The sequence below is a fragment of the Faecalibacter macacae genome, assembly GCF_003687725.1.
Taxonomy (GTDB): Bacteria; Bacteroidota; Bacteroidia; order Flavobacteriales; family Weeksellaceae; genus Empedobacter; species Empedobacter macacae.
In genome coordinates this window covers 1-13,021 of record NZ_RDOJ01000008.1, presented here as the reverse complement: position 1 = coordinate 13,021, position 13,021 = coordinate 1, and the positions used below count along the sequence as shown (strand labels likewise).

Annotated in this window: 11 protein-coding genes; 5 read left to right on the top strand and 6 right to left on the bottom strand. The window is 29.6% G+C overall.

Features of this window, described 5'->3' with window-relative positions:
- The first annotated feature begins 1 nt into the window (after window position 1).
- Entirely contained in the window at window positions 2-769 is a 768-nt protein-coding gene (locus tag EAH69_RS07185) for a M15 family metallopeptidase (RefSeq protein ID WP_121934514.1), read from the top strand.
- Window positions 770-797: 28 nt separating this feature from the next.
- Here the strand turns inward: EAH69_RS07185 and EAH69_RS07180 are convergent, their stop codons facing one another.
- From EAH69_RS07180 to EAH69_RS07160, 5 genes are all read right to left on the bottom strand, one after another.
- A complete protein-coding gene (locus EAH69_RS07180) occupies window positions 798-1,406 on the bottom strand; it encodes an alpha-ketoglutarate-dependent dioxygenase AlkB family protein (RefSeq protein WP_121934513.1) in 609 nt (202 codons plus the stop codon).
- A 55-nt stretch (window positions 1,407-1,461) separates the two neighbouring features.
- The gene (locus EAH69_RS07175) at window positions 1,462-2,454 is read right to left on the bottom strand and encodes a beta-ketoacyl-ACP synthase III (RefSeq protein ID WP_121934512.1); all 993 of its coding nucleotides are present in this window, start codon (window positions 2,452-2,454) and stop codon (window positions 1,462-1,464) included.
- A 120-nt stretch (window positions 2,455-2,574) separates the two neighbouring features.
- Complete coding sequence (locus EAH69_RS07170) at window positions 2,575-3,468, bottom strand: helix-turn-helix domain-containing protein (protein WP_121934511.1); 894 nt, start codon at window positions 3,466-3,468, stop codon at window positions 2,575-2,577.
- Window positions 3,469-4,395, bottom strand: a complete 927-nt coding sequence (locus EAH69_RS07165; protein WP_121934510.1) for a 2-hydroxyacid dehydrogenase — start codon at window positions 4,393-4,395, stop codon at window positions 3,469-3,471.
- 2 nt (window positions 4,396-4,397) lie between these two features.
- Window positions 4,398-4,919: a methylated-DNA--[protein]-cysteine S-methyltransferase gene (locus EAH69_RS07160; protein ID WP_230466737.1), complete on the bottom strand. Its 522-nt coding sequence runs from the start codon at window positions 4,917-4,919 to the stop codon at window positions 4,398-4,400.
- A 189-nt stretch (window positions 4,920-5,108) separates the two neighbouring features.
- Between EAH69_RS07160 and EAH69_RS07155 the strand changes: the two genes are divergently transcribed.
- Complete coding sequence (locus tag EAH69_RS07155; protein ID WP_121934508.1) at window positions 5,109-7,142, top strand: M3 family metallopeptidase; 2,034 nt, start codon at window positions 5,109-5,111, stop codon at window positions 7,140-7,142.
- Window positions 7,143-7,180: 38 nt separating this feature from the next.
- Here EAH69_RS07155 and EAH69_RS07150 read toward each other — a convergent pair whose 3' ends face one another.
- Window positions 7,181-7,606, bottom strand: coding sequence for a CC0125/CC1285 family lipoprotein (locus EAH69_RS07150; protein ID WP_121934507.1), 426 nt, complete (start codon window positions 7,604-7,606; stop codon window positions 7,181-7,183).
- Between the two features lie 324 nt (window positions 7,607-7,930).
- Between EAH69_RS07150 and ccsA the strand changes: the two genes are divergently transcribed.
- The 3 genes from ccsA to bshB1 all read left to right on the top strand — a co-directional run bounded on the left by ccsA (window position 7,931) and on the right by bshB1 (window position 12,904).
- Window positions 7,931-11,212 (top strand): cytochrome c biogenesis protein, encoded by a 3,282-nt coding sequence (gene ccsA, locus EAH69_RS07145; RefSeq protein WP_121934506.1) that lies wholly within the window; start codon window positions 7,931-7,933, stop codon window positions 11,210-11,212.
- 402 nt (window positions 11,213-11,614) lie between these two features.
- The gene (locus EAH69_RS07140; RefSeq protein ID WP_121934505.1) at window positions 11,615-12,199 is read left to right on the top strand and encodes a glutathione peroxidase; all 585 of its coding nucleotides are present in this window, start codon (window positions 11,615-11,617) and stop codon (window positions 12,197-12,199) included.
- Window positions 12,200-12,202: 3 nt separating this feature from the next.
- Entirely contained in the window at window positions 12,203-12,904 is a 702-nt protein-coding gene (bshB1, locus tag EAH69_RS07135; protein WP_121934504.1) for a bacillithiol biosynthesis deacetylase BshB1, read from the top strand.
- Window positions 12,905-13,021 lie beyond the last annotated feature (117 nt).

The window sequence follows — 13,021 nt, the reverse complement described above, 5'->3', positions numbered from 1 at the left end:
CATGTTTCAATTACCTAAACAATCGATTTCAAAACTAATTATAGCTTCATTTATATTATTTACAAATCAAATTGATGCGCAATCTGCTATAATTGAACAAGAAAAAGAAGAAGTTTCAACTTTTACAACAGCTGATTTAATCGGAAAATCTAACCTAAAATTAACACAAGGAAAAGAGTACAAAGTTTTGCCAGAAGTTGCAGAGCAATTAGAGAAAATGAAAATTGATGCGAAGAAAGCTGGTTTTGATATTTGTGTAATTTCAAGTTACAGAGGTTATAATTACCAAAACGGAATTTGGGAACGAAAATTTAAAGCGAATAAGGCGAAAGGATTATCAAATATTAAAAACATTGAAAAAATAATCGAATATTCTACAATTCCTGGTACTTCGCGTCATCATTGGGGAACTGATATTGATATAATTGATATGACTAGAGGAATTCCGGCTGATCCCTTACATGAAAAACATTTTAATGAAGGTGGTTCTATGCGAAAATTTAAACTTTGGTTAGATGAAAATGCGCATAAATATGGATTTCATTTAGTCTATACAAAAGATGATAAGCGTAAAGGGTTTAAATATGAGCCTTGGCATTTTACATATAAACCAATTTCGGATAAAATGATGGCTGAATATAAAAAATTAGACATCAAGAAATTACTGCAAGAAAATAAATTGATGGGTAGCGAATCGTTTACTGATGAATTTGTTGAAAAATACCGAAATGAAAATATATTGGATATCAATCCTGAATTAGAGAAATAAAAAAATCGCCAAATGGCGATTTTTCTATTTACACAAGTATCGTTCGAAAAGTTAAATTGATTCTTGGTAATTTAACCTTGGTTGTCGGCGGTAATCGATGCAACCAATTTATTTGAGTCTCATCTTTCATCACCAACAAGCTTCCTGATGCCAATTGCAATGCAATAACCTCTTTTGTTTGTTTATGTTTAAATGCGAATTTTCTTTCAGCTCCAAAACTTAATGAAGCGATTGCTCCATTTGGTTTCAATTGTTTTTCTCCATCACTATGCCAAGCCATTCCTTCGCTTCCATCATGATAAAGATTCAGTAAACAAGAATTATATTTTTCGTTTGTTTTTAATTCTACTAATTCTTTTAATTTCAATAATAAATCAGTCCAAGGCAAAGCTTCTTTTGTGATATTAGAGTATGTATATTTAAATGGAATATCGCCATACCAAGCAACTTTTCGCTTAGTTTCAATGACTTTACCGAAAACAACCGCCTTATCATTTTTCCACTGAATTTCTTTTAATAAAGAATCAAAAACACCAAAAGCTTCCTCATCAGAAAATATTTGTCCATAATAATTTACTGTTCCATCGTATGAAAGTAAATTTTCAGTAGAATCAATTAAATCATTAAATAAATCCATCCTTTATAAATAAAAAAAGAGCAATATTACTATTGCCCCCTCACAAAAAAACTATTTAAAGTCCCCATTTTATTAATGATGCTCCCCAAGAGAAACCTGCTCCAAAAGCAGTTAATAAAATGAAATCTCCTTTCTTAAACTTCGAAACATTTTCCCACATGCACAACGGTATAGTTGCTGCGATTGTGTTTCCATATTCCTCTATATTTACCATTGTTTTATGGTCTTCTATCTTTATTGCATTACCCACAGCGTCGATAATTCTTTTATTTGCTTGGTGCGGAACTAACCATTTAACATCGTCTGTTTTCAAATTATTTTTTTCTAATAATTCTAAACAAGTTTCGCTCATCGCAGTAACAGCTTTCTTAAAAACTATTTTTCCATCTTGCTTAATGTAATGTTTATCTAAAGTATCTAACGAAGCTGGAAATAATGAACCACCTCCTTCAATATTCAAGAATTCACGACCTTCACCATTACTTTTCAGTAAAGAATCCATTACACCAAATTCTTCATTCGGTTCTAATAATACAGCTGCTGCTCCATCTCCAAATAAAATATTTGTAGACCTGTCATGTATATCAACAAAAGCACTGATATTATCGGCACCAACAACTAATACATTTTTATAACGGCCTGATTCAATCAAACCTGAAGCAACATTTAAAGCATATAAAAATCCTGAACAAGCAGCATTTAAATCAAAAGCCCAAACGTTATTAATTTTTAATTTTTCACAAACAATGTTTGCTGTAGCAGGCATTAACATATCAGGTGTAGAAGTTGCAACAATTAAAGCATCAACCTTAGACAAATCTTTATTATAGTTGTCAAAAAGATTTATTATTGCTTCAACCGCCATATCAGATGTTGCTAAACCTTCATCTAAAATACGACGCTCTTTAATCCCCGTCCTTTTCGTTATCCATTCATCAGATGTATCACAAATAGTAGCTAAATCCTCATTCGTTCTTCTTCCTTTTGGTACAAAACCTCCTATAGCTGTAATGTTTGCGTAATTATTTTTTGTGGCAGTAAATTTCATTTTTAAAACTAAAACAGTGAAAAACTTTAATCTTCACCTTCATTATTGATGTTACAAAGTTCTAAAATGTTTAGAATTAAAAATTGTTTATTAAACTCTATTATTTGTCAAAAAGACGCATTAAGTATTTTTAAATTCTGTTGGAGATAAACCTGTTATTTTTTTGAAAAACTTATTAAAAATGGATAAATCAGAAAAATTAAGCAGATTAGCCACTTCAGAAATGGTAAAATTTGGGTTTTTTAATAAAACCTTAGTTTCAAGAATAACAGCATCAGAAATAATTGTTTTCGGAGATTTTTTTAAAACATCAGAAATAACTTTTGTTAAATGTTTACGAGAAACAAATAGCTTGTCAGCATAAAACTGTACTTCTCTACTCTCTTTAAAATGCGTTCCTACCAATAAAATAAATTGTTTTGCCAATTCCTCTTTTCGAGTTGGTTTAGATTCTTGAGTTAACTTTACCATATGATGATAAAAATTACCCAATTCGTACATTAAAATCGAAAGATGATGAATCACCAATTCATTTGAAAATACATTATCATTCTTAAAAATGTATTTATAAATTTTAGCAAAATTATATTTTACATCTCTTGCTGTTTTACGATCTAAAGAGATGATTTTAGGATATTGTGGAGATAAAAATTCAATTAAGTTTTGAGATTTAATATGATAGCCTGCTTCTACAATCATTTCTGAATCTACGAAAACTGCCTTCACCTCAAAATCATCGGAATATTGAATAATTTCAAAGATTTGACCTGGCAAAACAACCATGATATCATCTTGTTTAATCGCTTTTTTTTCTAAATTAACCGTAATATCACATGTTCCTTTATAGATATGAATAATACCTAAAGATGAGAATTTGTAAGCCGTTTCCTTTGATAAATAACGTGAATGCCAACTTGCTTTCAAATCAAACATCGTTACTTTTTTATGACTTAAATTCTTTGGGCCTTGATCGATTAAATCACGAATTGAATATTGTAATATTACTTCTTTCATCTAATAACCTCTTTTCAAATCAACCGAGTGATTTAATTTTTCACCTTGTTTGAATTTAACATAATTATCTATAATTTGATGAATTGCAGAATTCACATTTGTTAAACTTGCTACATGAGGCGTTATAAAAACCTTATTATTTGTCCAAAAAGGATGATTTTCATTCAATGGTTCTTCCGTAAAAACATCCAAATAAGCGGCTTTTATTTGATGCATTTCTAAGGCATTCAACAAATCAATTTCATTTAAATGTCTACCTCTTCCTACATTAATTAAAACTGAATTTGGTTTGCAGCTATTGAAAAATGATGCATTTAATATATTTTCAGTTACAGGTGTTAAGGGTAATAAATTAATAATAAAGTCTGCTGATTCAACTGATTTATAAAATTGATTTTCTCCATAAAAAGAAGAAATATTATCTAAATCTTTTGCCGAATTTGACCAACCGTTGACTATAAATCCTAAATGATATAATTTTTCAGCAACAAATTTTCCAATTTCGCCCAATCCTAAAATTGTAATTACAGTTTTATTGATTGATTTATAACTTTTTGGCTCCCAAATTTTATTTCCTTTATCTATTTGATAAAATGGGAAATTTTTCATTGATGCTAAAATACATGTCAAAACATGTTCAAACATATCATGTTTTAAATTCTCATCAACAATACGAGCTATCTTTATTTTAGAATCTAAAGGCGTATGCAATAAATGATCTATTCCTGCACCAACAGATTGAACAACTTTAAGATTTGGAAATTCATTTACATAATTTTCATGTGGTTTCCATGTGATTAAAAATTCAACATCTTCTGTATTTTCAATATTCGGATAAACTTCAATTTTAGTTTTAGGGAGTAAATCTCTTAATTTAATTTCCCATTCTTTCGTATGCTTTTGATTAAATAATAATGCTATACTCATATTTATAGTAGTTCAGTTTGTAATAATTTTACCTTTAAATCTTCGCCCCAACGAAAACCAGCTAATTTTCCAGTTTTTTGGACCACACGATGACATGGTATTAAATAAGCAATTTCATTGGTTCCTATTGCTGAACCAACAGCACGAGAAGCTCCTTCAATCCCTAAATTCTTTGCTAACTCGCTGTAAGTAGTAATTTGACCTGATTGAATTTTGGTTAAACCTCTCCAAATTTTATATTGAAAATCTGTTCCTTTAACTTGTAAATTCAACATTTCTGGCCAAATATTATGTTCAATAATTTGCAGGGCTATTTTATGCTGACTTGATTCTTGTTTAGAAATATTGCAATCTGAGAAATATAATTTAAAATTTTGTTCAGCCAAAATTTCATCATTTATAAAATGCAAATAACAAATTCCATCGCTTGTACTTCCGATTATAATTTGACCAAAACGCGTCATATAAAATTCATAAGAAATAACATTTTCTGTTCTAAATTTATAATAATCTTTAATTTTCAATGAATTAAAACTAATTTTAAAATTCGTTATCAATTCTTCAGAATCGACGAATTTACTGATTAAAAATTTGGAATTTAACTCTTTCAACATAACCTTTCTTTCAAATTAAAATATTCTGTGACCCTTTGTCAGATTTACTTATCTTGGTATTTAATTTGATAAATTTACAGAAAATACAATTCAGATATCATGAATAATCCATTATTAGAAAAATTTGATACTTTACATGAAAGTGCTCCATTTTCTAAAATCAAAATAGAACATTATCAACCTGCTTTTGAACAAGCAATTAAGGAAGCGAAAGAAGAAGTTGATGCCATTATAAACAATCCTGAAGCTCCAACTTTTGAAAATACGATTGAAGCTATGGAATTATCTGGCCAAAAATTAGGTCGAATTTCATCTATCTTTTTCAATTTAAATTCAGCTGAAACTAATGATGACATTCAGAAAATTGCACAAGAAGTTTCTCCATTATTATCAGAATTTGGAAATGATATTCGTTTAAATTTAGATTTATTTGAACGTATTAAAATTGTTTATAATCAAAAAGATTCTTTAAATCTAAATCCTGAACAAGCCTATTTATTAGAAAAAAAATACAAAGGATTTTCTCGTAATGGTGCTAATTTAAGTGATGAGGATAAATCTAAATTGAGAGAAATTGATAAAGAATTATCAAGTTTAACTTTACAATTTGGACAAAATGTTTTAGCAGAAACTAATAATTACGAATTAATTATTTCTAATGAAGAAGATTTAAAAGGTTTACCTGACTACGCGATTGAACAGGCCAAAACTGAGGCTGAATCTAAAGGTAAAAACGGTTGGATTTTTACGCTACAAGCACCAAGTTATATTCCTTTTTTACAATATGCTGAGAATAGAGCTTTAAGAGAAGAATTATTTAAAGCAAGTGGCCGTAAAGCTTTTCAAGCGAACGAATATAATAACGAAGAAAACATTAAAAAAATTGCAAATTTACGTTACAAACGTGCCAATCTTTTAGGTTATAACACGCATGCAGATTACGTTTTAGAAGAACGTATGGCAAAAACACCAGCAACTGTTATCGATTTCTTGAACGACTTATTAGTTAAAGCTAAGCCTTTTGCTGAAAAAGAAATTGCTGAATTAGCTGATTTTGCTAAAAGACTTGACGGAATTGAAACGTTACAACGTTGGGATCATGCATATTATGCAGAGAAATTAAAACAAGAAAAATTCAATCTTTCTGAAGAAGAATTAAAACCATATTTTCAGTTAGAAAACGTTGAAAAAGGTGCTTTTGATATCGCAACAAAGTTATTCGGAATTACATTTAATGAAATCAATACAATTGATAAATACCATGAAGAAGTAACAACTTACGAAGTCTTAGATAAAGATGGTAATTTTTTAAGTTTATTGTACGCAGATTATTTCCCAAGAGCTGGAAAACGCCCAGGCGCTTGGATGACAAGTTTCCGCGAAGCATCTAATGTGAATGGAAATTCAATTCGTCCACATATTTCTATGGTATGTAATTTTACAAAACCAACTAAGGATAAACCGTCATTATTAACTTTTCAAGAAGTTACAACATTGTTCCATGAATTTGGACATGCATTACATGGCATGTTACCAAATACAATTTATGAAAGTTTAGCTGGTACTAATGTATATTGGGATTTTGTTGAATTACCATCTCAGTTTTACGAGAATTTCTGTTACGAGCCAGAGGCGTTAGAATTATTTGCAAAACATTATGAAACTGGAGAAATTATTCCACAAGAATTAATTGACAAAGTTAAAAATGCATCAAACTATATGGACGGATACCAAACGATGCGTCAATTAAGTTTCGGATTATTAGATATGGCATATCATGCAAATGATCCTTCAACAATTACAGCTGTACAAGAATTTGAAAAAGAAGCATTCGCTCCTACAGAATTATATCCATCAATCGAAAATAATGTAATGAGTCCATCATTTTCACACATTTTCCAAGGTGGTTATTCATCTGGATATTATTCATACAAATGGGCTGAAGTTTTAGATGCAGATGCATTTGCATTCTTCCAAGAAACTGGAATTTTCAACGAAGAAACTGCTCAAAAATATTACAAATTGATTTCATCAGGAGGAACAAAAGACCCTATGGAATTATATGTAGAATTTAGAGGTAAAAAACCTTCTCCAGAAGCATTATTAAAACGCGCTGGTTTAGTAGAAGCATAATTCAGAAAGCTCAACCATTTGGTTGAGCTTTTCTTATTTTACTTATTAATTTTATATTTCTTCGAAAGTCTCTCATATTCATCTGCAGCATTATATGAAGTTCCATATTTTGCTGGAACATCATTATACATTGCAATTTTTAAAGTATTTGTCTTTATGTCATGTTTTTTCACTTTATTAGCTTCAGAAACTTTACTTAAAACGACAAAATTCTTATAACCTTTTTGTTTTGTAATTTCTGCAGCTCTTAACATTGACAAATCAAAAACTTTTTTCTGGTTCATTCCTAACCCTCTGTATGCAACTTCATATTCATTTCCTTTAATATGTTTATCAAAATATCCTGAACCAAATTCACCTGAAACAACTTCTGTTGTTTCTTGATAAACAGATTTATTAGAAGAACAACTAAAACTTAAGAAAGTAATCGATACAAATGATGCTAATAATAGTAGTTTTTTCATAAAATTTAATTTAATATAAATATTTAATTGGTTGAATCCTATAAAACAAATACCATACCCTTAACTATCAATTATTAATCTATTATCTAGAAAAAAACTTAATGTTAATTTAACAATTCTAAATAAAAACTTAATATATAATTGAATCATTAATAAAATTCAAACTTCAAAACACTAAAAAACCTATTGATTATCAATAACAATAATGAATTTAAATATAATTTTCATTAACATTATCTTAACGAGACAATCGTAACAAAAATCATTGAATATTTCGTGTTTTATCTCATTAACTCACCTATTTTTGTAAATCAAATTTTTAGAATGGGTAAAATTGAGAAATATTTATTTTCTACTCGTACAATGTCTGTGTTAATGCTTATTTATGCAATAGCTATGGCAGTGGCAACGTTTGTAGAAAATGATTATGATACAGCGACTGCAAAAGCTGTAATATATGAAGCGACTTGGTTCGAAATTTTAATGGTATGGTTAATCATTTTATTTGTAGCTAACATTAAAAGATATCAACTTTGGAGACGTGAAAAGTGGTCATTATTAGTTTTCCACGTAGCTTTCTTATTTATTTTTATTGGAGGTGGTATAACACGTTACCTTAGTTTTGAAGGAAATATGCCAATTCCTGAAGGTGAAACAACAAATGAAATCGTTTCTTATAAAAACTATTTCAAATTGATTGTTGATGATAAGGATCAAAGGTTAGCTTACGACAATCACAATTACGAAATGACTTATTTTGACCGTAAAGACAGTACAAATTCTTTATTTTACCGTCAGTTCGAAGGTCAATATCAATTCAAAAATAAATTAATCACGTTAAAAACGTTTGATTATATCCCTCATGCCTTAGATACTATTGTTCGTAAACCAACAGGTAAACCAATTTTAGAATTAGTTACTTTAGGGGAAGGTGGTAGAAACTCAGTATTTATTAAATCTGGAGAAATTAAATCTTTAGGAGGTACGTTAGTATCATATAATCGCCCAATGGACGGTACAGTTCAGATTATGGGTGAAGGTGAAAACTTAACAATTAAATCTCCTTTTGAAGGTGAATATGTACAAATGGCTGGTCAGCAAATTGGACAAATTACTGACATGGAGAAATTCAAAGAAGGTGCTGGTAAAGTTGGATTTAACGTTCAAGAACCATTAAAATTACGTTCTTTATATACAATTCTAAACGCACAATTTGTTATTCCAAATCCATCATTTAATGGAGAGGTTGTTTACAGCCAAGGAAACAAGCATAATCCTGAACAAAAAGAATTACCAGGTGCTATTCGTGCTGAAGTAATTGTTGGAGATAAAAGAGATACAGTTACAATTGTTGGTGGACAAGGACAACAAAACTATACTGCTGATGTTGAAATTGATGGAATGAACATTTCATTAGGTTACGGATCACGTGTAGTAAAAACACCTTTCAGTATCCGTTTAGATGATTTCATTTTAGACCGTTACCCTGGTTCTACAAATCCATCATCATTCGAATCAAAAATTACAGTTATCGACGAAGGAAAAGAAACACCTCAACACATTTACATGAACAATGTAATGGATTATAAAGGATACCGTTTCTTCCAGGCAAGTTATTTCCCAACAGAGAACGGAACAGTTTTATCTGTAAACCAAGACTGGTGGGGTACTAATATTACATATTTAGGATATTTCTTATTATTTGGAGGTATGTTTGTCTCATTATTCTGGAAAGGAACTCGTTTCATTCAATTAAATGAATTATTAAAGAATTTACACAAGAAGAAAACATTAATATTAATTCCTTTCTTCTTCTCTATTTTTGCTTTTGGTCAAGAAGTAGATCCTCACGCTGGACACGGTCACGCGCCAGGAGAAGGTCATGAAAATGAAGCTAAACAAGAACAAGTAATTCATTCACCTGAGCATATTGCTAAAATTTCGACAGAAATGTCTGATCCTGCAGAGTTAGTTAAGAATATGAAAATTCCAACTGAACATGCTGATAAATTCGGACGATTATTAATTCAGGATATCGAAGGACGTATCAAACCTGTTAATACACATGCATTAGAGGTTTTACGTAAGATTTACAAAAAAGATAAATACCACGGATTAAGTGCTGACCAATGGTTTATCGGAATCCAAATGGACCCTGCATATTGGGCAAATGCACCGATTATTAAAATTGGAGATAAAGGTGGTGATCAATTAAAAAAATTAGTAAATGCTAATGAAGATGGATATACATCTTTAATGAATTTAGTTGATCCTAAAACAACTCGTTTCAAATTAGATAAATTATATAACGATGCGTTTTCTCGTAAACCAGCTGAGCGTTCTAAATTTGATGAAGAAGTAATTGCGGTTACTGAACGTTTTAATATTTTAGATAATACAGCAAAAGGTTACCAATTAAAAATTATTCCAGTTCAAAATGATCCATCTGAGCGTTGGACTTCTTGGATTTACCAAACGAGTGAAAATCCTGTTGAAATAGACACTTTAGCTTTAGGAATGGTTTCAGTTTACATGAATATGGTTTCTGAAGGTATTAAAACAAATGATTTCACTGCTGCTGATAATGCTGTTGATTACATAGAACAATACCAACAAAAATGGGGTAAAAATGTTGTTCCTTCAGACACAAAAATTGATATTGAAATTTTCTATAATAAAGTAAATGTATTTTTCTACATTATGATTGCCTACTCTATCGTAGCATCATTCTTAGTAATTTTAGCATTTATTCAATTATTTAAAGAGAATAAAACGTTAAAATATTTAACGAATTTCTTCTTAGCGATTACTTTTATAATATTCATTACGCAAGCTGTCGGATTAGGAATTCGTTGGTACATTACAGGTCATGCACCTTGGTCTAATGGTTATGAAGCGATTATTTTCATCTCATGGATTGGAGTTTTAGCAGGATTAGTTTTACACAAAAACCGTAATGCATTTATTCCAGCAACTGGAGCGATGGTTGCTGTTATTATGATGGGATTTGCACATGGAGGTTCTATGTTAGATCCACAAATCACACCATTAGTACCAGTTCTTAAATCATACTGGTTAATTGTACACGTTGCTATTATTGTATCATCGTACGGATTCTTTGGATTAAGCGCTGTATTAGGAATTTTCGCATTACTTATTATGTTATTCAAGCAAAATAAAAAGATGGAAACATCAATCAAGGAAATGTCTTATGTTTCTGAAATGTCTTTAACTATAGGTATTTACTTACTAACGATAGGAACTTTCTTAGGTGGTATGTGGGCAAATGAATCTTGGGGCCGTTACTGGTCTTGGGATCCAAAAGAAACTTGGGCATTTATTTCTGTAATCGTTTATGCTGTTGTTTTACACATGCGTTTAGTTCCAGGATTAAGAGGTTTCTGGGCTTATAATGTTGCTGCAATGTGGGCGATTTGGGCAGTAGTTATGACTTATTTTGGAGTTAATTACTACTTATCAGGTTTACACTCTTATGCAGCAGGAGATCCAGTTCCAATTCCTGATTGGATTTATTACACATTAGGATTTATGGTAGCGTTAACTTTAGCTTCTAAGTTTTTACCAAAAATATTAAACAAAAAATAAAAAATCATACTTAAAAAAAGGTCTAGATATATCTAGACCTTTTTTTTAATTTAATTAAATGATTAAAGTAATTATTTAAATATTTTATATCGGATAAATAAAGATTTTAGAAATAATTTTACATAATAACCTAAACTATTTATTATGCCTAGTACTAGAATCTACCGTGAAAAAAATTATAAAAGGAAGAAATATTATAAAAATAATTCTTCTATAGAAAACAAAGGACTTTTAATAATTCTAACTATTATTACATTAATTATGGTATTATTTATAGTTTATTTGAGTGGCGGTTTTATGCAATTTATTAATAGAATTTTTTACTAAAATTTCTTAATTTCTATTTTAATCATATATCTTATAAATAATTTAAACTGTAAATTTGTATAAAATTAAATAATTATGAAATACATTTTTATAGCATTATTATGTGTTTTCACATCTTGTAATGCACAAGGAAATAAGTCTAATGTTAAATCAAAATCAACAGAAATGACTAAAAAAATGAAAACAATTTATGATTATAATTTTGAGGATATTGATGGTAATCAGTTCTCATTTTCTGATTTAAAAGGTAAAAAAATCATTATCTTAAACACAGCTTCAAAGTGTGGCTACACAAAACAATATGATGCTTTAGAAAAAGTTTATCAATCTTATAAACAAGATGGATTAGTTGTAATTGGTTTTCCTTCTGATAATTTTGGCGGACAAGAATTTGATAACAACGATGAAATTGCTAGTTATTGTAAACTAAATTATGGCGTTTCATTTCCTTTGATGACAAAAAGTAATGTTAAAGGAACAAATCAAAACGAAATATTCAAATTTTTAACGCAGAAAACTATAAATGGTAAAAGTGACTTTGAAGTTAAATGGAACTTTACCAAATTCTTAATTAACGAAGATGGAACTTTAGAAACTTCGTATCCTTCAAATATTACTCCTGATGATCCAAAAATTATCGATTGGATCGAAAATAAATAAAAAATGAAATTAGATATTTTAGCTATTGGCGCACATCCTGACGATGTAGAGTTAGGTTGTGGAGGAACATTAGCAAAAGAAATTAGCCTAGGTAAAACAGTTGGTATTATCGACTTAACTAAAGGCGAATTAGGTACTCGCGGAACAGATATTACTCGTAAAACTGAAGCTACAGAAGCAGCAAACATATTAGGAATCTCTATTCGTGAAAATTTAGATCTTGGTGATGGATTTTTTGAGAATAACAAAGAGAATCAATTGAAAATTATTAATGTAATTCGAAAATATCAACCAAATATAATTTTAAGTAATGCGCCATCAGATCGTCATCCTGATCATGGGAAAGGATCAGATTTAGTTAATACTGCTATCTTTTTATCTGGTTTGCCTAAAATTGAAAATGGATTACCAGCTTGGCGCCCTAAAAAACACTTCCACTACATTCAATGGTTACCATTAGAACCAAATTTTGTAGTTGATATCACAGGTTTTTTAGACCAAAAAGTAGAATCATGCATGGCATATAAAACACAATTTTTTGATCCTGAATCAGAAGAACCTTTAACTCCTATTGCGACTAAAAACTTTACAGATTCTATCCGCTATAGAGCAATGGATTTAGGAAGATTAATAGGAACAGAAGCCGGTGAAGGATTTATTTCAAGAAGTTACATTGCTGTAAATAATTTAGATTCTTTACTTTAGAAAAAACACTGAAATTTTCAGTGTTTTTTTTATAAAAATTGTTTGGAAATACCGAATTCAACACTATATTTGCAATCCAATTGAAACACTAATAAACAGTGTAAAATTCAATTAAAA

Coding starts and splice junctions, on each gene's coding strand:
- EAH69_RS07185 (WP_121934514.1), top strand. CDS start 2: ATGTTTCAATTACCTAAACAATCGATTTCAAAACTAATTATAGCTTCA.
- EAH69_RS07180 (WP_121934513.1), bottom strand. CDS start 1,406: ATGGATTTATTTAATGATTTAATTGATTCTACTGAAAATTTACTTTCA.
- EAH69_RS07175 (WP_121934512.1), bottom strand. CDS start 2,454: ATGAAATTTACTGCCACAAAAAATAATTACGCAAACATTACAGCTATA.
- EAH69_RS07170 (WP_121934511.1), bottom strand. CDS start 3,468: ATGAAAGAAGTAATATTACAATATTCAATTCGTGATTTAATCGATCAA.
- EAH69_RS07165 (WP_121934510.1), bottom strand. CDS start 4,395: ATGAGTATAGCATTATTATTTAATCAAAAGCATACGAAAGAATGGGAA.
- EAH69_RS07155 (WP_121934508.1), top strand. CDS start 5,109: ATGAATAATCCATTATTAGAAAAATTTGATACTTTACATGAAAGTGCT.
- EAH69_RS07150 (WP_121934507.1), bottom strand. CDS start 7,606: ATGAAAAAACTACTATTATTAGCATCATTTGTATCGATTACTTTCTTA.
- ccsA (WP_121934506.1), top strand. CDS start 7,931: ATGGGTAAAATTGAGAAATATTTATTTTCTACTCGTACAATGTCTGTG.
- EAH69_RS07140 (WP_121934505.1), top strand. CDS start 11,615: ATGAAATACATTTTTATAGCATTATTATGTGTTTTCACATCTTGTAAT.
- bshB1 (WP_121934504.1), top strand. CDS start 12,203: ATGAAATTAGATATTTTAGCTATTGGCGCACATCCTGACGATGTAGAG.